Raw genomic sequence first — 22,324 nt, 5'->3', positions numbered from 1 at the left:
CTTACGACACCCGCCGCTGCCATGCCTCCATCATCGACCGGCAAGCCACGCCGATCATTCCGATCCGGAAGAACGGGCGCCCCTGGAAGGAAGACAGCCCTGCAGCGAAGGCTCGGAACGAGACGCTACGCGCCACGAAACACTACGGCCGGGCGTTCTGGAAGCACTGGACCGGATACCACGCCAGGAGCCGCGTGGAGGCGAAGATGCGATGCCTCAAGGCATTCGGCGAGCGCATCGCCGCAAGAGATCCCGACCGCCAAACCGCCGAAATCCACATCCGCGTCGCACTCATGAACCGCTTCTCAGCCCTCGGCGCCGCCGAGATCGTTCGCGTGGCATGACATCAGCGGGGAAAGGGGAAGTCACGCCTTAGGCGTGAGTTACGCAACAATGCCGCGCCAAACCAAGGCTCAGGCCTCATAGCCAGTAGATGACGGTAGCGGCGAGAGCGATGGCCGGGAGGAATACCCTTTGGGCACCGGCCGTAGCGGGTCGAAACACGCCGCCAGTCCTTGAGCCTGCCGAACATGCCTCCGATACGGTTGGGGTAAGTCGGTTGCGGCTTATCGATCCTCAATGCCGTCATCCAAGAATGTGGATAGCCTCGCACATCCTACTCCACCCGCTTCCTCAATTTCCGATACCAGCTCCGGTTCAACGCGACGAACTCGGCCATGATCCCGCCCATTCCCCCAAACTGGCGTCCCTTCAGAAACAGATAGCCCGACAATGCGCCCAAGGCCGCGCCAGCCAAGTCGATCATCAGGTCGGTCATGGTGTCGTCCAGTCCCGACTTCTGCATGTTCATGCCGAAGAGCTGGTCCATTCCATATTCGAAGATCTCCCACAGCGCACCGATGGCCAAGGCCACCGCGCCGGAGAGGACGGCCAGGGCCGAGGGCGGAGCGGCGTAGCGGTCGCCCTCGAACAGCATGAAGATCATCAGAAACGCCATGGCCGCAATGGACAGCGCCGAGAAGAAATGCAGCAACAGGTCCCACCACCAGAACCGTTCGTAGAAATTCTCGACCTCGCCCAGGAACAGCGTGGCGAAGAGGAAGGCCACGATGGCCGTCAGCACCGAATGCGGCAGTTCCAGACCGAAAAAGCGCGCAAATCTGTGGGGCAGTAGCGTCAGGGCCAACGTGGTGGCAGCCACGAAAAGCGGCATCCACTGGGCCGTGGCGAGACCGGTCACGATCTCGATGATCAGGAAGCCCTGAATCAGCAAGACGACAACGGGGCCCTTGGGGCGCATCACGTTTCTCCGAAACTGTCCTGGTACACTATCTATACACAGTTAGGACTCGCTCTGCGCCCCAGCAATCCTGTGGGATCGCTGCCTGTCATGCCGCGTTACATCCTTGAGCGGTTCAGGCAGCGAGGCACGAGATGCAGGACAGATCCGGCGAAGGACCGGGGCCCGGCGAGGGCAGCGAGCCCCGTCCGGAGGGCAGCCACCCCGCGGCACCGGCGGCAGAGGACGAGGCGCTGCGCGAGGCCGGCCGCGGGCGGCATGCGTGGCGGCCCTACGGCATCGAGCTTGCGGGCTGGCGGGACATCGCTCTCAGGGCGGGTGGCCGCATCGGCCCGGACCTTTTTCCGCTCGTGGCGGCAGGCATCGCCTTCTTCGGAATGCTGGCGCTGTTCCCCGCGATCGCGATGCTCGCCTCGCTGGCGGGCATGTTCTTCGAGCCGGATCTGGTCGTTCGCCAGGTCGAGAGCCTCGAAGGCGTCGTACCGCCGGAGGCCCTTGCGGTCGTGCGCGACCAGGCGGTCGCGCTTGCCAGCCAGGCAACGGGCAGGGCCACGGCGACCGCCCTTTTCAGCCTCGCGTTCTCGCTCTTCTGGGCGTCGCGGGGCATCGACAACCTCGTGAGCGGCATGAACATGGCGCATTCAGAGGCCGAGACGCGCAACATCATCGTGCGGAACTTCGTCTCGCTCTGGCTGACCGGGGTGCTTGCCGTGATGGCGCTCGCGGCGATCTCCGTCGCGCTGGTCATCCCGCCGGCAGCGGAGGCGCTCGGGCTTTCGGGCTGGACCGACACCATCGTTACAGTGAGCCGCTGGCCGCTCCTCGCGCTTCTGTCGATGGTGGCGCTCGGGCTCATCTACCGGCACGCCCCGGCTCGCCGCCCCCCGAGATGGAGTTGGGTCACGCCGGGCGCCATCGTCGCGACGGCCCTCTGGCTCGGCGGATCGTGGCTGTTCTTCGCCTTCGTGCGGAACATCGCCAGCTATCAGCCGACTTACGGCGCGCTCGCGGGCGTCGTGATCCTTCTGCTTTACATCTGGCTGACGGCGTTCGTGGTGCTTCTCGGGGCGCTTCTCAATGCCGAGATGGAGCACCAGTCGGCGCGTGACACCACGCGCGGCCCGGTCCGGCCGATGGGAGAACGCGACGCCCAGATGGCCGACACGCTCGGTCGGAAGCCCTGAAGTGTCGCAGGTCATAGAAACTCTTCGCAGGCTCCGCGCGTAGCGTGACCGCGACTTCCAGTTCATGATCGTGGGCGATCGCATGCTTGGCGGGGCGACCACACGACACGCAATCCGGTTTCGCCGCGAGGCCGGGAACCGACCTAAGCAGCATCCTTGTGTGGTCGACTGCGGCACCGAGATGACGCGCCCCGTGGGGCCGGTCTCGACGATGCGGCTCACGCTGCATCACCGCGATCCTGTGGCTGACGCGCTCGCCGACGGCGAGGTCGTGGCTGATGAGAAGGAAGGACAGGCCTAGACGGCATTGATGCAAAACTGGGTTTGCGGAGGATTCGCTTTGCAAATCCATGGCGTTAGACACATGGCATGAGCAAGCCACCTCCCGCCCGCTATCGCACCACGAACTGGTCCGACTACAACGCGTCACTACGGAAGCGGGGATCGCTGCTGATTTGGGTCGACAAAGGGATGGCCTGGCTCGCGCCGCGTGAGGGTCGGCCCGGACGGCCTGCGGTATTTTCGGATGCAGCCATACAATTCTGTCTGTCGATCAAGATCCTGTTCAAGTTGCCGTTGCGACAGACCTCCGGGATGGTGGCGAGCCTGCTGCGGCTGGCGGGGTTGGACTGGCCGGTGCCAGACTTCTCTACCTTTTGTCGGCGGCATAAGACCTTGCCCGTTCAGGTTCCCTATCGCCGCGCCGATGGCCCGCCGAACTTGCTGGTCGACAGCACTGGCATCAAGTTGCTCGGAGACGGCGAATGGCAGGCCCGCAAGCACGGGGTGCAGGGCCGACGTCAATGGCGCAAGGTGCATCTGGCGATGGACCCGGTCATGTCCGACATCCGCGCCGTCGAATTCACTCCCAGCTGCGACGGTGACAGCCCCGTGTTACCGGACCTGCTTGGCCAGATCCCGGCAGACGAACAGATCGGCACCGTCACGGCGGATGGTGCCTACCACACGCGCCGGTGCCACAAGGCCATCGTCGCCCGGCAGGCCATCCCGATCATCCCGGTCCGCAAGAACGGACGCCTCCGGAAGGAGAACTGCCCGGCGGCACGCGCTCGCAACGAAACCTTGCGCGCAACCCGGCACTACGGACGAGCGTTCTGGAAACGCTGGTCCGGATACCAGGCCCGCAGCCGGATCGAGGCGAGGATGCGCTGCCTGAAAGCCTTCGGCGAGCGCATCGCCGCGAGAGACCCCGACCGCCAGACCGCCGAAATCCACATCCGCATCGCCCTCATGAACTGGTTCAACGCACTCGGCACCGCCGAGATCGTTCGCGTGGTATAACGTCAGTGGGGCAAGGGGCAGTCACGCCTCAGGCGAGGGTAATGCAACAACGCCGATCGCGCATCTCAACCTGCCGATCAGCCGGTTCGAACGGGTCAGCTGCGCCGACTTGCTGCGCGAGCCCCTGATCTTCCTCTCGCGGGCGGTCGGCAACGCAGCGTGTCGTCGACAGGGCCTTCGCCCACGCAGGTCTGACACCGCTGCCCCTGCTCGACGCGTTCCTCGATGTGGCCCGGGTTTTCCGCCAGTTTGCACCTGCTGCGACGGCCGTGACGAACATCGGGTGTTGGTTCCGAACCCTACGTGGCAGCCGGGGCACCGCCAGCCCGCGGACTGATTCACGCAGAGCGCAAGGCGCAGCGGCGTTATCGTTTCCGCAAGCTGCGCTTCAAAGCTGTTCTACCTCCAAGATTGAATCCTGCAGAGGCGCGTCGTGCCGGACAAGTTCGACGATCCGTTGATCCAGCGCCTGCGGGTCGAAGGTTCCGCATTGCGCCAAGGCGCGCTTCGGGTCGACGTTCTGACCGAGATAGTCGAGCAGAACGCGCGAAGCCGCCGGTTTGCGGCCGCGCTTCAACGGGCCGCCCGTCTGGATGCCCAACAGGTAATCGATTCCGGATGAATACGAAGGGTAGAGCATCATCTGCGTCACCGATGACGACAGCAGGCATTCGTTTTCCACCACGTTGATCCGTTCGCCAAGGTAGAAGGCCAAGCCTTCGTACTTGTAGACGTCCCGCGCGCCGTTCGGCCCGCCGTTGTCGCGTTCGATGTTCTTCCACAGGTAATAGCCGTCGCGCCGGGTCAGCAGCGCGAAGGAGCGGATGACCTGCCCGGGCGTGCTGTAGGAAAAGAAGTACCGGAAGTAGGCGCCGCAATAGCGGTCCAGGGGGGCGGAAAACTGGTTCAGCCGCTTCAGGGTGGGCCCGATCGGCGAAGCATCGACCTCGGGCACCGGGCGGCGCCGCAGCGAGATCAGCTCGACGAAGCGGGGCGTCTCCATCAGCAATTCGGCTTCGGTGACGCCGAAGAAATCGCAGATCTTGCGCATGTTGTGCCGCGACGGTCGCACCGCGCCCGCGAGATACTTGTTGAATTGCTGCCGGTTGATCCCGATCCGGCGACAGACATGCGCGATCGAGGGGAACAGGCTGCAGGTATAGGAGAGATTGGCTGGTAGGGGATCAGATGTCATTCGCTGACGCTATCCGACGCACTTTGTATGTCAACCTGCGGCACGGCGCGAAGTTGTGACGCAAGGCGGCCCATGACAGGCTGGCGCGAATACCGTCATAGGGAATGCATCTGCATGGATCAGAGCTCAACCAGCCTTCACGATGTCATCGAAGAGCGGCATGTCGAGATCGCGCTGCCCGACGGCTGCATTCTTGCAGCGCGCATCTGGCGGCCGGCGGATGCGGCGCCTGTCCCGGGGATCCTGGAATACCTGCCCTACCGCAAGGGCGATGGCACGCTTGCACGCGACGCCGTGCGCGCGCCTTACATCGCCGCGCGTGGCTATGCCTACGTTCGTGTGGACCTGCGCGGCACCGGCGAATCCGAAGGGCTGATGGTCGACGAATACACCGCGCAGGAGCTTCAGGACGGATGCGACATCATTGCCTGGATCGCCGCCCAAGACTGGTGCGACGGCAATGTCGGCATGGTCGGCATTTCCTGGGGCGGGTTCAACGGGTTGCAGATCGCCGCGCTTCAGCCCCCGGCGCTGAAGGCCGTGGTGTCCATCGCCTCGACCGACGACCGCTATGCGGACGACGTGCATTACATGGGCGGGACGATGGTGGTCGACCAGATCTCGTGGGCGTCGAACATGTTCGCCATCAATACCCTGCCGCCGGACCCCGACCTCGTCGGCGGCAAGTGGCGCGAGATGTGGATGCAGCGCCTGCAGGGGTCCGGCCTGTGGCTGAAGAACTGGCTGGAACACCAGCGACGCGACGCGTTCTGGAAACATGGTTCGGTGTGCGAAGACATCAGCCGCATCCAGGTACCGGTCTACGCGGTGTCCGGCTGGGCCGACGGCTATTGCCGCTCCGTCTTTCGCCTGATGGAAACGCTGCAGGGGCCGAAAAAGGGTCTCGTCGGCCCGTGGGCACACAAGTACCCGCATATCGGCGTGCCCGGCCCCGCGATCGACTGGGCGGCCGAGGAACTGCGCTGGTGGGACCAGTGGCTGAAGGGGATCGACACCGGCATCATGGATGAACCGCAGCTGCGGCTCTACCTGCAGGACCACGCGGAACCCGCCAGCTATTATGCGCACCGCGACGGGCGCTGGATCGAGGAACCGTCCTGGCCGTCGCCGAATGTCGACAGGGTCGCCTTCGGCTTGGGTGCTGATGGATCGCTAGGGACCGACGGCGGGCCGAACGGCAAGCTACGTATCCAGTCTCCGCTGGGCACCGGGATCGCGGGGGGCAAATGGTGCTCCTATGCCAAGCCCGGCGATCAGCCGGTCGACCAGCGCCGGGACGATGCGGGCAGCCTGGTGTTCCAGACCGCGCCGCTCGAAGCGCCGCTGGACATCGCGGGCGACGCGAACCTCGAACTGACGTTCAGCGTCGACCGGCCGGTGGCGCAGGTGGCCGCGCGCCTGGTGGACGTGGCCCCGGACGGAGCGGCAACGCGCGTCAGCTATGGGCTGTTGAACCTGACGCACCGCGACAGCCACGAGACGCCCGAGGCGCTGGTTCCGGGCGAACTCTATACCGCGACGGTGCCGTTCAAGCATGTCGCCCAGACCTTCCGCGCCGGCCACCGCGTGCGGCTGGCCCTGTCGACCAGCTACTTCCCCATTGCTTGGCCCGCGCCCGAACCCGTCGAGTTGACGGTGGACACGTCGAAGACCCGGCTGGTCCTGCCGGTGCGAAGGGCGACCGACGATCCGCAGCCGCGCGACCTAGGCACGCCGAAAGGCGCCGCACCGATGGAGGCGGAAACGCTCTCGCCCGCCCACGCCGACTGGGTGGTGTCCGAAAGCCTTGCCACCGGCGAAACCCGCATCACGATCACCGACGACGAGGGCCGCGTCCGGATTGCGGACAATGGCATGACCTCAGGGGCGGTCGGGGTCGAGACCTATTCCTTCAACGGCACCGATTGGCGGTCATTCAGGGGACACGTGGTCTGGAACCTCGAGATGTCGCGCGGCGACTGGCGGATGACCAGCCGCACCGAGACCGAGATGACCGCTACGACCACGCACTTCGTCGTGAAAGCCCGAATGGTGGCCAAGGAGGGCGACCAGATCGCCCATGAGGAGAGCTGGGATTGCGAGATCCCGCGTGATCTGGGGTGAGCATTCGCGAACTGACGCAGGATCTGCGTCTTTTGGCGGTCATTGCGAAGTTGCGCGGATCGCCTCCTGAGCGGATCATGATCCACGCGCCGCGCACCGATGCGCAGCGCCCAGAACGACAACGGCCGCGTGACGGCCTTGCAGGGAGATAACAACCATGACCGATACCGCACACCGCACCGGGCTTGGCCGCCGGACGTTCCTCCAGACCGCCGCGGCGACCGGCCTTGCCGCCGCTACGATGCCGCTCGGTTCGCGCATCTGGGCGCAATCGGGGAAGGTGCTGCGCGTCAGCTCCTACGCCGACATCGATGCGCTCGACCCCGGGTTCTACCAGAACGGCTACAACGTGGATGTGATGAACTGCATCTATTCCAAGCTGGTGCGCTACAAGCCCGGCCGCGAGTGGGACTGGGAACTGGAAGCTGCCGAAGAGATCGAGCAGGTCGACGACACCCACATCCGCTTCAAGCTTAAGGAAGGGCTGATGTTCACCGGCGGCTACGGCGAGATGACCGCCGAAGACGTCAAGTTCTCGTTCGAGCGCGTGCTGGAACATGACAGCCCGGTGAAAAGCGACTGGGGTCCGCTGGACCACGTCGAAATCACCGGCAAGTACGAAGGCGTCATCGTCCTGAGCGAGGCCTTCCAGCCGCTCTGGACCATCACCCTGCCCTACGGCACTGGCCATATCGTGTCGAAGAAGGCCGTGATGGAGGCCACCGAAAACGGCGGCAACTTCGGAATGGAACCGCCCGCCTATTCCGGCCCCTACGTCCTGCAGGAATGGAAACCGAACCAGTACGTCCACCTTGTCCGCAACCCGGACTGGAAAGGCGAGACGCCCGGCTTCGACGAGATCCGCATCCTGCCGATGGACGACACCAAGACTGCCGAGCGCGCCTACGAGGCCGGCGACCTGGACTATACCGAGATCACGCTGTCCTCGCTGGCCGATTACCGCGGCAACGAGCCGGAAAACACCGTGATCGAGGAATACCCGTCGCTCTACTACGTCTGGCTGGGCATGAACTTGGACAACCCGGCGCTGCAGGATGAAAACCTGCGCAAGGCGATCCAGCACGCGATCAACGCCGAGCAGATCATCGACGCAGCCTATTTCGGCGAAGCGGCACCTTCCACGGGGTTGATCGCGCCGGGCCTGCCGGGCCACCGCGAAAACCCGTCCGTGCCGGTTGCCGGCGATCTGGACAAGGCGCGCGAATATCTCGAGGCTGCCGGCGGGCCGCCGTCCGAACCGCTGACGATCGACGCGCTGAACGCGACCGTCTGGAAGACGATGGCCGAGGTGATCCAGGCGCAACTGTCGCAGATCGGCATCCAGACGCAGATCAACGTGCAGGATTCCGGGTCCTTCTGGACGCTTGGCATGGAAAGCGAAGGCGAGCGGTGGAAGGACATGCAGCTGGTGCTCAACCGGTTCTCGATGCTACCCGACCCGTACTACGCGACCAGCTGGTTCGTGTCCGACCAGGTCGGCATCTGGAACTGGGAGCGGTTCTCGAACGAGGAGTTCGACGAGCTGCACAAGCTGGCATTGAGCGAGACGGACACCGAGACGCGCGCCGAGATGTATCGCAAGATGCAGGACCTGATGGAGGCGACCGGCGCCTACAAGTTCATCACCCACGAAGGCACCCCGGTGATGTACCGCGAAGGGCTGGAACCGGCGCTGCGTCCCGACGGCCGCCCGCTGTTCATCGACTTCGAAGGCGAGGTCTGAGCCCAGAGGAGACCGCGACCCGTGCTATTCTACACCGCACAAAGGCTGGTCCTGTCGGTCGTGATCGTCATGGTCGCGGTCTCCATCCTGACGCTGATGCTGCACGTGGTGCCCGGGGATCCGGCAGTCATGATCCTCGGGCCGCGTGCGACACCCGAACTGATCGAACGCACGCGCGAGGCGATGGGCCTGGACCGGCCGCTGCCGGTTCAGGTCGCGATGTTCTTCGCCAACATCCTGCGCGGCGATCTTGGCCAGGATGTCTTCACCGGGCGGGCCGTGTCGCAGATCGTGCTCGAACAGCTGCCCTACACGATGATCCTCATTTCCGTGGCGATCCTGTGGTCGGCGGCCTGCGGCATAGCACTTGGCGCCTATTCGGCGCTGCGGCGAAACACGTGGCTCGACACACTGTCGGGCGTCGTCTCCGTCGGGACGATCTCGATCCCGGCCTTCGTGATGGCGCTCTACTCCGTGCTGATCTTCGCCGTCTGGCTCGGCTGGTTGCCGGCCATCGGGGCGGGCGACGGGTTCTGGGACGGCATCACCCACCTGATCCTCCCCGCCTTTGCCATCGGCGTCGCCTGGGTCGGCTACGTCTCGCGGATCGTCCGCGCCTCGATGCTCGAAGTCATGACGCAGCCCCATGTCCGCATGGCACGCGCCTTCGGCCTGCCGGAACGCCGCATCACGCGGTCGCACATCCTGAAGATCGCGGTGCTGCCTGCCGTGACCCTGATCGGAACCGGCGTCGCGCATCTGTTTTCGGCGGCGGTCTTCGTCGAGGTGATCTTCGCCCGGCCCGGCATCGGCGCTCTGCTGGTCGGCGCAGTGAATGAACGGAACTACCCCATCGTGCTGGGCGCCGTCCTGATCACCACCGGCATCATCGTTCTGGCGACGCTGATTTCGGATCTGGTGGTTGCCCTGCTCGATCCCCGCCAGCGGGAGGAGTTCTGACATGACCGACGCCGCTCTGCCCGAACCCACGCTGCTCGCGCGCAGCCTGCGCGTACTCTCGGGCAATCGCACCGGCGCGCTCGGCTTCGTGCTGGTGGCGCTGATCGTCGGGTCGGCAATCCTCGCCCCGTGGATCGTGCCCTACGACCCGGCCGCCATCATGGTTGGTCCCCGCATGGCGCCGCCATCGGCCGAGCATTGGCTGGGCACGGACAATATCGGGCGCGACATCTTCAGCCGGGTCATCGCCGGCGGACGGATCGCCATGCTCGTGGCTGCGGCCTCGCTGTCCGCGGCGCTGACGGCGGGACTGGCGCTTGGCCTCGTGGCGGGGCTCGGGCCGCGGTGGCTGGACAACCTGCTGCTGCTGATCCTCGACGCGCTGCGGTCCTTTCCCGTCATCGTCTTCGGCCTTGCCGTCGTGACGATCCTGGGGCCCAGCCTGTTCACCGTCGTGCTGGTGGTCACCATCACGTCGGTCCCGATCTATGCGCGCATCGTTCGGACACAGACGCTGGCGCTGAAGAACGCCGAGTTCATCCTGGCCGAGCGCGCGATGGGTGTGGGCATGCCGCGCCTGCTGTTTATCCACGTGCTGCCCAACGTGCTGGGGCCGCTGCTGATCCTCGCCTCGATGGACGTGCCGCTGGTCATCGCGACCGAAGCGGGGCTGAGTTTCCTTGGGATGGGCGTGCGGCCGCCGACGCCGTCCTGGGGCGTGATCCTGAACGACGGCTACAACTTCATCCGCAACTCGCCCTGGCCGGTGATCGGCGGGTCCGTCCCGATCATCCTCGTGACGCTCGGCTTCACCTTCATGGGCGAGGCGCTGCGCGACATCTTCGACCCCAAGCTGAGGAAGGGCGGCTGATGGCAACGCACGCAACGGCCACGGCGACCGAGGAACCGCTGGTCGCCGTCGAAGGGCTGTCGGTGGATTTCGACACGCCGCGCGGCACGATCCAGGCCCTGCGCGACATCGACCTGACGGTACCCAAGGGCAAGGTGCTGGGGATCGTGGGGGAATCCGGCTGCGGAAAATCCACGCTGGCCTATTCGCTGATCGGGCTGCTGGCCGAGAACGCGCGCGTTGCGGGCGGCGCGATCCGGATGGGGGAACATGACCTCGCCCGACTGGGGGCGGCGGGCTGGCGGGACCTGCGCGGAACGCGGGTCGCGATGATCTTTCAGGACCCGATGACGGCACTGAACCCGGTGACGACGATCGGCCAGCAGATGCTGGACATCCAGTACCGTGACCGGATCAGCCGCAGCGAAAAGCGCGCCCGCGCCGTCGAGTTTCTGGAACAGGTGCAGATCCCCGATGCCGCGTCGAAACTGGACGCCTATCCGCACCAGCTGTCGGGCGGGATGCGTCAGCGGGTCTGCATCGCGATGGCGCTGCTGACGCAGCCCGACCTGCTGATCGCGGATGAGCCGACGACGGCGCTCGACGCGACGCTGGAGATGCAGATCGTCGCGCTGTTGCGCGAACTGCAGCAGAAGTTCGGCTGCTCGGTCGTCTTCGTATCGCATCACCTCGGCACCGTGGCCGAACTGTGCGACGATGTCGCCGTGATGTACGCCGGCGAAGTGGTGGAGCGCGGATCGGCACGCTCCCTGTTCCACGATCCGCAGCATCCCTACACGCAGGCGCTGCTGGATTGCGACCCGGCCCGGATCAAGATCGCCACCCGCACCCTGCCCACCATTCCCGGCACCCTGCCTGATCTGCGTCAGCCGCCACGCGGATGCGCGTTTCGCGCGCGCTGCCCGCACGCCTGGGGGCGGTGCGAACGCGAGCATCCGCCGCTTTATCCGGGCGCAGCCGGCCAGCGGGTGCGCTGCCATCTGTCCGATCCGGCCGAGGACGCCGCATGAGTCTGCTGGAAGTCGCCGACCTGCGCATCCGCTATGCCCGGCAGGGCCGCCTGCGCGCCACCCTGCGCCGCGAACCGCACGATTTCGAAGCGGTCAGCGGCGTGTCGTTCCAAATCGATGCGGGTCAGACGCTGGGTCTGGTCGGCGAAAGCGGGTCGGGGAAATCGACCATCGCCCGCACGCTGATCGGGCTGAAGAAGCCCACCTCGGGCAGCATCCGGTTCGAGGGGCAGGAGATCTCGGCCGCGTCGAACCGCGAGTGGTCGCGGCTGCGGCGCCAGATGTCGATGATGTGGCAGGACCCGGTCGGATCTCTGTCGCCGCGGCTGACGGTGGGGTCTCTGGTGACCGAGCCGTTGCGCATCCACGGCAGGAAGGGCGACCGGGCAGAGGCCGAGCGGCTGCTGGGCCTTGTCGGTCTGCCTGCAGAGTTCATCTCCCGCTACCCGCACCAGCTTTCGGGCGGACAGGCGCGCCGGGTCGGCGTGGCTCGTGCGCTCGCGCTGGATCCCAAACTGCTGATCGCAGACGAACCCACGGCCGGGCTCGACATGTCGGTCCAAGGCGAGGTTCTCAACCTTCTGAACGACGTGCAGAAGCGAACCCGCGTCGCGGTGCTGGTCATCACGCACAACCTCAACCTGGTGCGTCACGTGACCGACCGCATGGCGATCATGTACCTGGGCCGCTTCGTGGAGGAGGGGCCGACTGCACGGATCTTCGAACACGCACGCCATCCCTACACGGAGGCGCTGCTGTCGGCGAACCCGGAACCCGACCCGGATGCGCGGGGCGACCGGGTGACCTTGGCCGGCGAGGTGCCCAGCCCGGTCAACCGGCCGTCTGGCTGCGATTTCCACCCCCGCTGCCCATGGGCCCGCCCTGACTGCAGCGTGAGAGTACCAGAACGGTACCCCGAAGGAGGCCGCAGCCACCGCTGCCTTTTCCCGCTCTAGGACAACAGCGTCCCGACCGCGACAGGTTTCCGCTGTCTACAGGTCAGATCCCGTCCTGGAGGGCATGACCCGACCGGCCGTCGCGACGGCCGATGTCCCGTTTCTTCCGGACGCGGCGCTTGCGCGCTCTGTGGCAGGCATTCATCCGCGCGCTCGCCGCAGAGTCGACCGCGTCATCGGCGGCGCCAGCGCCGCTTAGTAAAGCCGCTCATCGGTGCCGTCGCGGCGAACCCAAGTGCCGAGCCCGATCTTGCCCAGCACCTCGAGGAAGGGCTTGGGATCCATTTCCTCGACGTTGCGCATCTCGCGCGCATCCCACTCGCCGGTGGCGATCAGCATCGCCGCGGCGACGGGCGGCACACCCGCGGTGTAGGAGATGCCCTGACTGCCGACTTCCTCGTAGGCCTCCTCGTGGTCGGCCACGTTGTAGACGAAGACCTCGGCCGCCTCGCCGTTCCTGATGCCCTTCACCAGATCGCCGATGCAGGTCTTGCCGGTATAGTCGGGCGCGAGGCTGGACGGGTCGGGCAGACAGGCTTTCACCACCTTCAGCGGCACGACTTCCTGGCCCTCGGCCAGCGTCACCGGCTGCTCGGAGAGCAGGCCGATGTTCTTCAGCACGGTGAAGACGTTGATGTAGTGCTCGCCGAAGCCCATCCAGAACCGCACGTCGGCGTCGGGATAGTGGGTCGCGAGCGAATGCACCTCGTCATGGCCCGACAGGTAGGCGCGCTGGGTGCCGACCACGGGCAGTTCCCAGTCGCGGCCCACCTCGAACATCTCGTTCTCCTGCCACGCGCCATCCTGCCAGGAATAGACCGTGCCGGTAAACTCGCGGAAGTTGATCTCGGGGTCGAAGTTGGTCGCGAAGTAGCGGCCGTGCGAGCCGGCGTTGATGTCGACGATGTCGATGGACTTCACCTCGTCCATGTACTCGTCGATGGCGAAGCGGGCATAGGCGTTGACGACGCCCGGATCGAAGCCCGCGCCAAGGATCGCCGTCACGCCCTTCTCTGCGCATCGGTCCTTCCGCTGCCATTCGTAGTTGGCGTACCAGGGCGGAGCTTCGCAGATCTTGTCCGGCTCTTCGTGAATCGCGGTGTCGATATAGGCGACGCCGGTCTCGATGCAGGCCTCGAGCACATGCATGTTCACGAAGGACGAGGCCACGTTGATCACGATCTGAGAACCGGTCTGCTCGATCAGCGCGACGAGCGCCTTGCTGTCGATCGCATCCACGGCATGGGCCGCGAGGATGCCGTCGGTGTTGTGGCTCCCCTTCTCACTGACGCTGGCGAGAATCTGCTCGCATTTCGCCTGCGTGCGCGAGGCGATGTGGATGTCTCCGAGCAGGTCGGCGTTCTGGGCGCATTTGTGCGCCACGACCTGGGCGACGCCACCGGCGCCGATGATGAGGACGTTCTTCTTCAAGACCCTCGAGCCTCCTTTCGTGTCGGGCCGCCTCAGGACAGGGCGGCTTCGAAGTCGCCGTAGCTGAATTCGCGTACGGTTCTGACGGTGCCGTCGAGTTCGCGCACCGCGATCGCGGGCATGCGCACGCCGTTGAACCAGTTCTTCTTGACCATCGTATAGCCGCCGGCGTCGCGGATCGAAACCCGGTCGCCCGGTTTCAGCGGCTGCTCGAAGCAGAACTCGCCGAAGATGTCCCCGGCAAGGCAGGAATTGCCGCACACCATCCATTCGTGGTCACCGGTGTTCGGTGCGACCTTGGCGCTTTCGCGGTAGATCAGCAGGTCGAGCATGTGCGCCTCGATCGAGCTGTCGACGATGGCTAGCTTCTTGCCGTTGTCGAGCGTGTCGAGCACCGTCAACTCCAGCGTGGTGGAGTTGGTGATCGCCGCCTCGCCGGGTTCCAGGTAGACCTGCACGCCGTGTGTCTCGGAGAACCGCTTGAGACGATCGGCGAGCTTTTCCAGCGGGTAGCCCTCGCCGGTGAAATGGATGCCGCCGCCGAGACTGACCCACTCCATGCGCGAGATCAGGTGGCCGAAGCGCTCTTCGATCCGGCCCAGCATCGCGTCGAAGCGGTCGAAATCGTCGTTCTCGCAGTTGTTGTGGAACATGAAGCCCGACACCCGGTCGCAGACCGTCTCGATGCGCGCGGGATCGTGTTCGCCCAGACGGGAAAAGGGGCGCGCAGGATCGGCGATGTCGAACGACGACGAGCTTATGCCCGGGTTCACCCGCAGGCCACGCACATGGTCCCTGGCGGCCTCGCCGAACCGTTCCAGCTGGCCAATCGTGTTGAAGATGATCTTGTCCGAATTGGCCAAGACCTCAGGAAGGTCGGCCTCGTCCCAGGCCACCGAGTAGGCATGGGTCTCGCCGGAAAAATGCTCGCGCCCAAGCTTCACCTCGAAAGGCGACGAGGACGTGGTGCCGTCCATGTACTCGCTCATCAGGTCGAAGACCGACCACGAGGCAAAACATTTCAGCGCCAGCAGACACTTGCATCCAGACAGGTCGCGGAGTCGGGCGATCTTCTCGAGGTTGGGCAGCAGTGCCTGCTTGTCGATCAGGTAGAAGGGGGTACGCAGCATCTCGGGCTTCCTCGGGTGTCGGGCCATGAGCGGGTGGCGCGAGCGCATATAGACACCGCGCGCGGCAGGCTCAACAGAAGCTGTAGCTTGCTCCTGGAAACGCACGCCTCGGTCTGGCCGACATATTGCCGGGCCGGCCGCCCTCTCCGACGCCAGAGAGCCGTTTCACGAGGTGGTGTAGCGTCACGCCACTGGACGGACGCCCGTCACTTCTGTATGCGCCGCATCCTGGCAATAATGCCTCCGGTCGCAGCCTACCCGGTCAAAACAAGGTAACGCATACTGTCGCGCAGAGCGCGAAGCGCCCGGGGGCCTTCTAGAAAGGCGTCCCTCATGTCCAGCAACCATATCTATTCGGGGCTGAAACAGCTCGGCCAGAAGTCGGAGATCCCCGAATCTCCCGAGGCAGCGGAACTCGAGCGGGTTCCCAATCCGCAGGATGACGCTCGCTATGCCGTCCGCTTCACCGCACCGGAATTCACGTCGCTCTGCCCGATGACCGGACAGCCCGACTTCGCGCACATCGTGATCGACTACATCCCTTCGAAGTGGCTGGTCGAAAGCAAGTCCCTGAAGCTCTACCTGACGTCGTTCCGCAATCATGGCGCTTTCCACGAGGACTGCACCGTATCGATCGGCCGACGGCTGACCGAGTTTCTCGAGCCCGAGTGGCTGCGCATCGGAGGATACTGGTATCCGCGCGGCGGCATCCCGATCGACGTCTTCTACCAGACGGGGCCCGCGCCAACCGGTGTCTGGATACCCGACCAGGGCGTCCCTGCCTACCGCGGGCGAGGGTGAGACGATGAATCGCGATCTACTGCGCAAGGCCGAGGGCGCGCTCTACCTCTGCCTGTTCGCGGGTTCGATCCCGCTGGCCAACTGGATGATCGGCAATGTCGGCACCACCTGCCTGCCGGAGGGGCCATGCGTGATCCCGGTCTGGCCGGGCATCGTCGCCCCAAGCGGGGTGCTGGCCGTCGGCGCCGCCCTGGTGCTGCGCGATCTCGTCCAGAGGCGGCTGGGTCTGCGATGGGCCTTCGCAGCGATCGTGATCGGAGCAGTCCTGTCGGGGCTGGTGGCCCCGCCTGCCCTCGTGCTTGCGTCAGTCGCCGCATTCGCCTTGTCGGAATCAGCTGACCTCGCCGTGTTCACGCCTCTTCAACGAAAGGGCCTCGTTCTGGCGGTTGCGGCAAGTGGTATCGTGGGCATCCTGGCGGACAGCCTGCTGTTCCTGTGGCTCGCCTTCGGAAGCCTCGATTTCCTCTGGGGCCAGGTCATCGGGAAGGGCTGGGCCCTGCTCCTGGCCTTGCCGGCGATACACCTCCTGAGGCTGCGTGACCGCAGGCTCGGGTTGGCGCCGGCGTGACGGCTGTCGCGCCCGGCCCAAGAGCGTTTTCGTGGAGCCGCGCGACCCTGAATTCTCATCGCGGCGCGGAAGGTGATCGTGCCTTTGATGACCTCGATCACGTAGGTGATGGGCGGCCAGGCGAGGAGGACGCGGCACAGCACTGACACGCCGAATGCCCAGTACATGATGCGCCGCGTGCCGTCGCGGTCTGACCGGCCACGACAACGACGGCGACGTGGTCTACCTGACGCGGCCGCGATGGGGCATCGACCGGTTCGAGCGCGACTACCCAGAGGTTACGCGGTCGGCGACGAAGGAAATGCTGGTCTGAGGCAAGCGGCGTGCCGCTCGGGCCCTGGCCCTTCGCGCCCCTCGCGCGTCGCCCGGGCCCGCGCTGATTCGCACAAGCGGATCCGATTGCCGAAGGGATTTGGAACCACATCTTCAATCGCGCGCTGCGGAGCAGAACCTTCGTGAAGGTCTGCTCCGGCCGGCCCCATCACATGCAGGACTGTCAGGGCGGCACGATCCTGCGGAAGGGCTGAGACGTGCCCCATGACGAGACGCCGGACATGGAGGCGCGGGCCGGCTTCACATCCAGCGGGAAGAATCATTTACAAAACCGGTTTATTGGTTACTTTAGTGCCATGACCACGACCAGCCCCAACGCCCGCGCCCTCGCAGCCCTCGGCCACGACGCCCGCCTGTCGATCTTTCGCCTGTTGGTGAAGGCCGGCGAAGACGGGTTGCGGGTCAGCGACATCGGCGAACATCTGGGGCTCGCGCCCTCGACGCTCGCGCATCATCTGTCGACGCTGGTCGATGCCGGGCTCGTGCTGCAGGACAAGCAGGGCCGCGAGGTGTTCAACCGGGTGGACTTTCCGGCGATGCGCGCGATCGTCGGCTTCCTGACCTCCGAATGCTGCGCCGGTGTCACGGTCCGAGCTTCGGAGGATGCCGCATGACACGCGCGCGACGTTTTTCTTGCCCCGAAACAACTGCAATTCCGGGGATTTGGTGATGACCGACACAGCCCTTGCGACACCGGGCCTCCGGGCGACGCTGCGCCATCTGTGGCGGGACCAGCGGGTCTGGCTCGCCTCCGCCGCGATCCTTGCGGCGCTGGCGGTGTTCGACACGCCCCAGGCCGCGGAAAGCGCGCTTTTCGCGGGCAACGCGCTGCTCAAGACCGCGCCCTTCCTGATCCTGTCCATCGCCATCGCCGCCTGGGCGGGGGCGACGGGGGCCGACAACCTGATCGCCAAGGCCTTCACCGGCGCACCGCTGCTGATGATCGGGCTGGGCGCGCTGGCGGGGGGCCTCTCGCCCTTCTGCTCCTGCGGGGTGATCCCGCTGATCGCGGCGCTGCTGGCGATGGGGGTGCCGCTCTCGGCGGTGATGGCCTTCTGGCTGGCCTCGCCGATCATGGACCCGTCGATGTTCGTGCTGACGACGGGCGTGCTCGATCTCGAATTCGCGGTGGCCAAGACGGTCGCCGCCATCGGGCTGGGCGTGTTCGGCGGGACCGTGGTGCACCTGATGATGAAGGGCGGCGCCTTCGCCGATCCGCTGCGCGACGGGATCGGCAACGGCGGTTGCGGCGGCGCCAAGATCCGCGCGCCGAAGCCCGTGGTCTGGCGCTTCTGGGCAGATGCCGACCGGCGGGCGAAGTTCGGCAAGACGGCGCTGAGCACCACGCTGTTCCTCGCCAAGTGGCTGACGCTCGCCTTCATCCTCGAAAGCCTGATGCTGGCCTGGATCCCGGCCGAGACCGTGACCGCGACGCTGGGCGGCGAGGGCCTGCTGCCCATCCTCACCGCGACGCTGGTCGGGGTTCCCGCCTACCTCAACGGCTACGCGGCCCTGCCGCTGGTCGGCGGTCTGCTCGATCAGGGCATGGCGCCGGGCGCGGGGATGGCCTTCCTTGTCGCCGGTGGCGTCACCTCGATCCCGGCGGCCATGGCGGTCTGGGCGCTGGCGCGGCCACAGGTCTTCGCGGTCTACATCGGCCTGTCGCTGACCGGCGCCTTCGCATCGGGGCTGCTGTTCCAGCTCTGGACTTCCATGGCATGAATGATCGCGGTGAAGCCCGTCGTCTCGCCGCGCCTTTCCCGATCGAACGCACGTCATGATCCCAAGACTGCCTCCCGAGAGACGTGGCCTGATCGTCGCCGCCCTCGGCTCATCCCTCACCGTCAGCTGGGCCTCCAGCTACTACATCCCCGCGGTTCTGGCCGGTCCCATGGCCGAGGCCCTCGGCCTGTCACCGGTCTGGGTCTTCGGCGCATTCTCCATGGCGATGGTGGTCTCGGCCATGGTCGGCCCCTGGGCCGGGGCGCGGATCGACGGGTTTGGCGGGCGGGGCGTGCTGATGCTGTCCAACCTCGTCTTCGCGGCGGGCCTGGGCCTGCTGGCGGCGGCAACGACGCCCTGGGTCCTGTTCGCAGGCTGGGCAGTGATCGGGCTCGGCATGGGGATCGGGCTTTACGAGGCCGGTTTCGCCACGCTTGCGGGAATCTATGGCAAGGACGCGCGCGGGCCCATCACCGGCATCACCCTGATCGCCGGGTTCGCCAGCACGGTCGGCTGGCCGCTTTCCGGGCTGATGATGGCGACCTGGGGCTGGCGCGAGGCGTGCCTTTGCTGGGCGCTGATCCACCTCTTCCTCGCCCTGCCGCTCAACGCCTGCCTCCCCAGGGGCACGAAACCGATCACCGTGCCGGGCACCGTGCCCGAGGACGGCCCGCCGCCATCGCGCCTCGCGCTCTGGCTGCTCGCCTTCGTCTTCGCGGCGAGCTGGTTCAACTCGACCGCGATGGCCGCGCACCTGCCGGGGCTGCTCCAGGCCGCCGGGGCCAGCACGGCCGTCGCCATCGCGGCAGGCGCGCTGATCGGCCCGGCGCAGGTCGTGGCACGGTTGCTGGAATTCGGCCTACTGCGCCGGTTTCACCCGCTCGTCTCGACCCGCGTGGCGGCGGCCGCGCATCCGGTCGCGGCCGTGGCGCTGGTGACGGTCGGGGGCCCCGCCGCCTACGCCTTCGCCCTGCTGCACGGAGCAGGCAACGGGATCCTGACGATCGCGAAGGGAACGCTGCCGCTGGCGCTGTTCGGCGCGGCAGGCTACGGGCGGCGGATCGGCTGGCTCAATGCGCCCGCCCGCATCCTTCAGGCAGCGGCGCCACTCGTCTTCGGCGCCGCGCTGACGGCCTGGGGCGTCTCGGCGATCTGGCTGACGGCAGGTACCGGACTGGGCGCAATGATCGCGCTCTTGATCCTGAAGCGCGGTTAGCCCGAAAGGCTTCCAAGTCCGCGGACTTCGGCCCGCGTCGATACGCAGAAGGTCCATCAGCTGAAGCGTCTTCGCGTCCGTCAGCCATAGATCACCGCCTTGGCGTCGCGGCGGCTGGTGACGAGGCCCGCGCGGCGAAGCTGCTACAGATGCTGCCAGCAGTTGGCGATCGTCAGACCGGTCTTCTCCGCCAGTACCTCCACGCCACGCTCTCGTTGCGCCAGTTGTTCGAGAAACGACAGCCGCGCCGGAGCCGACAGGGCGCGCGCGACGAGCGCGTATTCCTCGATAAGTGCGGCCTTCGGGCTGGTTGACGCTGGACTTCTCCGGACGGAGGTCATTCAAGCGTTAACTTGAATGAGAGCGAGACCAGCGCTTCCCTCAAGCCCCGGGGCCGGCACGAAGGAGCCCGCCGAGTGACCGCCAGCAATCTTCAGCACGGCATCCGCGAGAACCTGGGACAGGTCTCGCACCAGCTGATCCAGGTGATGCTGGTCGGCTTCGCCATCGGGATGACCCGAACGGTGGTCCCGGCGCTGGCCGAAAGCGAGTTCGGGCTCGAGCGCGGCTCGTTCCTCCTGCTCGCCTCGTTCGTGGTGGCCTTTGGCGCGGTGAAGGCGGTGATGAACTTCGTCGCCGGGCGCTGGTCGGAACGCATCGGACGCAAGCGGGTGCTCTTCTGGGGCTGGGTCGTGGCACTGCCGATCCCGGTGATGATCTGGTACGCGCCGGACTGGAACTGGATCGTGGCGGCGACCGTGCTGCTGGGCGTCAACCAGGGCCTCTGCTGGTCGATGACCCAGACCGCGAAGCTCGACCTCACCCGGGCCGAGGAACGCGGGTTCACGATGGGGCTCAACGAGTTCTCCGGCTACGGGGGAGTCGCGGTCGCGGGCATCCTGACCGCCTATGCCGCCGAAGCCCTGGGCGCGCGCACGGGGCTTCTTGTCTTCGGCATGGCCGTGGTCCTGCTGGCGCTGTTGCTCACCGTGGTCTGGGTCAGGGACACGCTGCGCTGGGCCAGGGCCGAGACGGCGGCGCACAAGGCGGCACCGCCGAAGACCCTGCCGCGCTACCCGCCGGGCGTCTCCGAGCATCCCACCACGGGCGAGGTCTTCGCGCTGATGAGCTGGCGCGACCGGCGCCTCTTCGCGATCTCCCAGGCGGGGCTGGTCGAGAAGTTCGTCGATGCGCTGGTCTGGGCGCTGTTCCCCGTCTTCCTGGTCAGCCGGGGCGCCAGCCTGACCGAGGTCGGCTGGATCGTCGGCGTCTATGGTTTCGTCTGGGGCGGCTCGCAGCTCTTTACGGGGCGGCTGTCGGACCATGTCGGCCGCTTCTGGCCCAACGTGCTGGGCATGTGGATCTGCGGCGCGGGCGTGGCGATGGTGGTCATGGGTACGGGTGCGCTCTGGTGGTCGGTCTCGGCCGGGGTGGCGGGCTTCGGCATGGCGCTGCTCTATCCGAACCTCTCGGCGGCGGTCGCCGACATCACGCCGCCCGCCTGGCGCGGCTCGGCCATCGGCATCTACCGCTTCTGGCGCGACCTCGGCTACGCGATCGGCGCGCTCGGCCTCGGGCTGGCGGCCACGCTGACGGGCGCGGCCGAGGCCGCCTTCTGGTTCGTCGCGATCTCCATGTTCGTCTCCGGCGGCCTGTTGTTCTGGCTGACCGAGGAAACGCACCCGCGACTCAACCCGGCCCCGGCGCCCGAGCCCGCCCGTGCGTGACGCCCCGCGCGCTTGGCGCGAACGGCGGATGCGTGCGACAATGCGGCAGCACTCTACCGGAGGTATCATGATCCGATTTGCGTTTCCCTTGGCCCTTCTTGCGTCGCCCGGCCTCGTGCTGGCGCAGGACGCCCAGCACGACGGGATGCACACCATGCCCGGCATGTCCCACCAGGATCACGGGGCGCGCGCCGAGCCAGGTCGTGCCGACCTCGTGGAGGGCGGGCAATCCGCCTTCGCCGCGATACAGGAGATCGTCTCGCAACTGATGGCGGATCCCGCGACGGACTGGAGCCGCGTCGACATCGAGGCGGTGCGTCAGCACCTGATCGAAATGGACAACGTGACGCTCCGGGCCCGCGTCGCCGTCGAGGAGGTCGAAGGCGGCGCCCGCTTCGAAGCGACGTCAGAAGACGCCGCCGTGACCGGGTCGATCCGCGCCATGGTCCCGGCCCACGCAGCGACGATGGACGGTGTCGAGGGTTGGACCATGCAGGCAGCCGGTATCCCCGGCGGCGCCGCGCTGGTCGTGACCGGCGCCGATCCTGAGCGTATCAGGGCGCTCGGGTTCATTGGCGTGATGACGGTCGGCATGCATCATCAGACGCATCACCTCGCGCTGGCGACGGGGAAGAATCCCCATGCGCATTGAGACCGACCTGAACACCACAACCTCGGGGCCCGCTTTGGTCCGAGGCAGCGTCCACGCGCACGCCACCATGCATGGGCGAGGCTTGAGCGGCAGTGCGAGATACTTCTTGTCGATCCGGTTGCCGCGCGGTGTGCGAC

Annotated in this window: 22 protein-coding genes and 1 pseudogene; 17 read left to right on the top strand and 6 right to left on the bottom strand. The window is 66.3% G+C overall.

The features are described from left to right. On the top strand, window positions 1–344 hold a 344-nt coding region (locus BLW27_RS14560), incomplete at its 5' end, for a transposase (protein WP_143042281.1). A 76-nt stretch (window positions 345–420) separates the two neighbouring features. On the opposite strand, the pseudogene BLW27_RS20790 reads toward BLW27_RS14560, so the two are convergent. Together BLW27_RS20790 and BLW27_RS14555 are read right to left on the bottom strand one after the other, a co-directional pair. Next, window positions 421–550 (bottom strand): annotated as a pseudogene (locus BLW27_RS20790) (IS5/IS1182 family transposase); the annotation flags it as partial. A 66-nt stretch (window positions 551–616) separates the two neighbouring features. Further along, window positions 617–1,261: a DUF2238 domain-containing protein gene (locus BLW27_RS14555; RefSeq protein ID WP_089884208.1), complete on the bottom strand. Its 645-nt coding sequence runs from the start codon at window positions 1,259–1,261 to the stop codon at window positions 617–619. Between the two features lie 134 nt (window positions 1,262–1,395). On the opposite strand from BLW27_RS14555, the gene BLW27_RS14550 reads away from it, so the two are divergent. The 3 genes from BLW27_RS14550 (at window position 1,396) to BLW27_RS14545 (ending at window position 3,747) form a co-directional block, all read left to right on the top strand. Next, entirely contained in the window at window positions 1,396–2,445 is a 1,050-nt protein-coding gene (locus tag BLW27_RS14550; RefSeq protein ID WP_089884206.1) for a YihY/virulence factor BrkB family protein, read from the top strand. A 64-nt stretch (window positions 2,446–2,509) separates the two neighbouring features. Next, a complete protein-coding gene (locus BLW27_RS22125) occupies window positions 2,510–2,746 on the top strand; it encodes a hypothetical protein (protein WP_177177921.1) in 237 nt (78 codons plus the stop codon). Between the two features lie 68 nt (window positions 2,747–2,814). After that, window positions 2,815–3,747 carry an IS5 family transposase gene (locus tag BLW27_RS14545; protein ID WP_089884204.1) on the top strand — a complete coding sequence of 311 codons (933 nt, stop codon included), beginning with the start codon at window positions 2,815–2,817 and terminating at the stop codon, window positions 3,745–3,747. Window positions 3,748–4,135: 388 nt separating this feature from the next. On the opposite strand, the gene BLW27_RS14540 is transcribed toward BLW27_RS14545, so the two are convergent. After that, complete coding sequence (locus tag BLW27_RS14540; protein ID WP_089884202.1) at window positions 4,136–4,942, bottom strand: helix-turn-helix domain-containing protein; 807 nt, start codon at window positions 4,940–4,942, stop codon at window positions 4,136–4,138. 114 nt (window positions 4,943–5,056) lie between these two features. Here BLW27_RS14540 and BLW27_RS14535 point away from each other — a divergent pair, with 114 nt between their 5' ends. From BLW27_RS14535 to BLW27_RS14510, 6 genes are all read left to right on the top strand, one after another. Beyond that, window positions 5,057–7,066, top strand: a complete 2,010-nt coding sequence (locus BLW27_RS14535) for a CocE/NonD family hydrolase (protein ID WP_218141124.1) — start codon at window positions 5,057–5,059, stop codon at window positions 7,064–7,066. A 157-nt stretch (window positions 7,067–7,223) separates the two neighbouring features. Then, a complete protein-coding gene (locus tag BLW27_RS14530) occupies window positions 7,224–8,810 on the top strand; it encodes an ABC transporter substrate-binding protein (protein WP_089884199.1) in 1,587 nt (528 codons plus the stop codon). A 21-nt stretch (window positions 8,811–8,831) separates the two neighbouring features. After that, the gene (locus BLW27_RS14525; RefSeq protein WP_089884198.1) at window positions 8,832–9,770 is read left to right on the top strand and encodes an ABC transporter permease; all 939 of its coding nucleotides are present in this window, start codon (window positions 8,832–8,834) and stop codon (window positions 9,768–9,770) included. A 1-nt stretch (window position 9,771) separates the two neighbouring features. Further along, the gene (locus BLW27_RS14520; protein ID WP_089884196.1) at window positions 9,772–10,641 is read left to right on the top strand and encodes an ABC transporter permease; all 870 of its coding nucleotides are present in this window, start codon (window positions 9,772–9,774) and stop codon (window positions 10,639–10,641) included. Continuing rightward, window positions 10,641–11,651: an ABC transporter ATP-binding protein gene (locus tag BLW27_RS14515; RefSeq protein WP_089884195.1), complete on the top strand. Its 1,011-nt coding sequence runs from the start codon at window positions 10,641–10,643 to the stop codon at window positions 11,649–11,651. The genes BLW27_RS14520 and BLW27_RS14515 overlap by 1 nt, the downstream gene beginning before the upstream one ends. Further along, window positions 11,648–12,607: an oligopeptide/dipeptide ABC transporter ATP-binding protein gene (locus BLW27_RS14510; protein WP_089884193.1), complete on the top strand. Its 960-nt coding sequence runs from the start codon at window positions 11,648–11,650 to the stop codon at window positions 12,605–12,607. The genes BLW27_RS14515 and BLW27_RS14510 overlap by 4 nt, the downstream gene beginning before the upstream one ends. A 195-nt stretch (window positions 12,608–12,802) precedes the next feature. Here BLW27_RS14510 and BLW27_RS14505 read toward each other — a convergent pair whose 3' ends face one another. Together BLW27_RS14505 and BLW27_RS14500 are read right to left on the bottom strand one after the other, a co-directional pair. Further along, window positions 12,803–14,038, bottom strand: a complete 1,236-nt coding sequence (locus tag BLW27_RS14505; protein ID WP_089884191.1) for a saccharopine dehydrogenase family protein — start codon at window positions 14,036–14,038, stop codon at window positions 12,803–12,805. 32 nt (window positions 14,039–14,070) lie between these two features. Continuing rightward, window positions 14,071–15,168 (bottom strand): carboxynorspermidine decarboxylase, encoded by a 1,098-nt coding sequence (locus BLW27_RS14500; protein WP_177177920.1) that lies wholly within the window; start codon window positions 15,166–15,168, stop codon window positions 14,071–14,073. A 333-nt stretch (window positions 15,169–15,501) separates the two neighbouring features. Between BLW27_RS14500 and queF the strand changes: the two genes are divergently transcribed. From queF to BLW27_RS14475, 5 genes are all read left to right on the top strand, one after another. Continuing rightward, window positions 15,502–15,969, top strand: coding sequence for a preQ(1) synthase (queF, locus tag BLW27_RS14495; protein ID WP_089884190.1), 468 nt, complete (start codon window positions 15,502–15,504; stop codon window positions 15,967–15,969). A gap of 4 nt (window positions 15,970–15,973) precedes the next feature. Further along, window positions 15,974–16,537 (top strand): VUT family protein, encoded by a 564-nt coding sequence (locus BLW27_RS14490; RefSeq protein WP_089884188.1) that lies wholly within the window; start codon window positions 15,974–15,976, stop codon window positions 16,535–16,537. A 629-nt stretch (window positions 16,538–17,166) separates the two neighbouring features. Beyond that, window positions 17,167–17,484: an ArsR/SmtB family transcription factor gene (locus tag BLW27_RS14485; RefSeq protein WP_089884187.1), complete on the top strand. Its 318-nt coding sequence runs from the start codon at window positions 17,167–17,169 to the stop codon at window positions 17,482–17,484. 55 nt (window positions 17,485–17,539) lie between these two features. Next, entirely contained in the window at window positions 17,540–18,592 is a 1,053-nt protein-coding gene (locus BLW27_RS14480) for a permease (RefSeq protein ID WP_177177919.1), read from the top strand. 55 nt (window positions 18,593–18,647) lie between these two features. Further along, entirely contained in the window at window positions 18,648–19,808 is a 1,161-nt protein-coding gene (locus BLW27_RS14475) for an MFS transporter (protein WP_089884185.1), read from the top strand. 143 nt (window positions 19,809–19,951) lie between these two features. Here BLW27_RS14475 and BLW27_RS21720 read toward each other — a convergent pair whose 3' ends face one another. Then, on the bottom strand, window positions 19,952–20,149 hold the full coding sequence (locus BLW27_RS21720; RefSeq protein ID WP_245710891.1) for a helix-turn-helix domain-containing protein: 198 nt from the start codon (window positions 20,147–20,149) through the stop codon (window positions 19,952–19,954). A gap of 75 nt (window positions 20,150–20,224) precedes the next feature. On the opposite strand from BLW27_RS21720, the gene BLW27_RS14465 reads away from it, so the two are divergent. Both BLW27_RS14465 and BLW27_RS14460 read left to right on the top strand, forming a co-directional pair. After that, on the top strand, window positions 20,225–21,535 hold the full coding sequence (locus BLW27_RS14465; RefSeq protein ID WP_089884183.1) for an MFS transporter: 1,311 nt from the start codon (window positions 20,225–20,227) through the stop codon (window positions 21,533–21,535). A gap of 67 nt (window positions 21,536–21,602) precedes the next feature. Beyond that, window positions 21,603–22,187, top strand: a complete 585-nt coding sequence (locus BLW27_RS14460) for a hypothetical protein (protein WP_089884181.1) — start codon at window positions 21,603–21,605, stop codon at window positions 22,185–22,187. The last annotated feature ends 137 nt before the right edge of the window (window positions 22,188–22,324 follow it).

Source organism: Citreimonas salinaria (assembly GCF_900107235.1).
Taxonomy (GTDB): Bacteria; Pseudomonadota; Alphaproteobacteria; order Rhodobacterales; family Rhodobacteraceae; genus Citreimonas; species Citreimonas salinaria.
The sequence above is the reverse complement of the archived record's forward strand: the minus strand, read 5'-3'. Positions and strand labels throughout refer to the sequence as shown.

Bases quoted from the DNA above. Each gene is read 5' to 3' on its own strand.
- BLW27_RS14555 (WP_089884208.1), bottom strand. From the start codon at position 1,261: ATGCGCCCCAAGGGCCCCGTTGTCGTCTTGCTGATTCAGGGCTTCCTG.
- BLW27_RS14550 (WP_089884206.1), top strand. From the start codon at position 1,396: ATGCAGGACAGATCCGGCGAAGGACCGGGGCCCGGCGAGGGCAGCGAG.
- BLW27_RS22125 (WP_177177921.1), top strand. From the start codon at position 2,510: ATGATCGTGGGCGATCGCATGCTTGGCGGGGCGACCACACGACACGCA.
- BLW27_RS14545 (WP_089884204.1), top strand. From the start codon at position 2,815: ATGAGCAAGCCACCTCCCGCCCGCTATCGCACCACGAACTGGTCCGAC.
- BLW27_RS14540 (WP_089884202.1), bottom strand. From the start codon at position 4,942: ATGACATCTGATCCCCTACCAGCCAATCTCTCCTATACCTGCAGCCTG.
- BLW27_RS14535 (WP_218141124.1), top strand. From the start codon at position 5,057: ATGGATCAGAGCTCAACCAGCCTTCACGATGTCATCGAAGAGCGGCAT.
- BLW27_RS14530 (WP_089884199.1), top strand. From the start codon at position 7,224: ATGACCGATACCGCACACCGCACCGGGCTTGGCCGCCGGACGTTCCTC.
- BLW27_RS14520 (WP_089884196.1), top strand. From the start codon at position 9,772: ATGACCGACGCCGCTCTGCCCGAACCCACGCTGCTCGCGCGCAGCCTG.
- BLW27_RS14515 (WP_089884195.1), top strand. From the start codon at position 10,641: ATGGCAACGCACGCAACGGCCACGGCGACCGAGGAACCGCTGGTCGCC.
- BLW27_RS14510 (WP_089884193.1), top strand. From the start codon at position 11,648: ATGAGTCTGCTGGAAGTCGCCGACCTGCGCATCCGCTATGCCCGGCAG.
- BLW27_RS14500 (WP_177177920.1), bottom strand. From the start codon at position 15,168: ATGCTGCGTACCCCCTTCTACCTGATCGACAAGCAGGCACTGCTGCCC.
- queF (WP_089884190.1), top strand. From the start codon at position 15,502: ATGTCCAGCAACCATATCTATTCGGGGCTGAAACAGCTCGGCCAGAAG.
- BLW27_RS14490 (WP_089884188.1), top strand. From the start codon at position 15,974: ATGAATCGCGATCTACTGCGCAAGGCCGAGGGCGCGCTCTACCTCTGC.
- BLW27_RS14485 (WP_089884187.1), top strand. From the start codon at position 17,167: ATGACCACGACCAGCCCCAACGCCCGCGCCCTCGCAGCCCTCGGCCAC.
- BLW27_RS14480 (WP_177177919.1), top strand. From the start codon at position 17,540: ATGACCGACACAGCCCTTGCGACACCGGGCCTCCGGGCGACGCTGCGC.
- BLW27_RS14475 (WP_089884185.1), top strand. From the start codon at position 18,648: ATGATCCCAAGACTGCCTCCCGAGAGACGTGGCCTGATCGTCGCCGCC.
- BLW27_RS21720 (WP_245710891.1), bottom strand. From the start codon at position 20,149: ATGACCTCCGTCCGGAGAAGTCCAGCGTCAACCAGCCCGAAGGCCGCA.
- BLW27_RS14460 (WP_089884181.1), top strand. From the start codon at position 21,603: ATGATCCGATTTGCGTTTCCCTTGGCCCTTCTTGCGTCGCCCGGCCTC.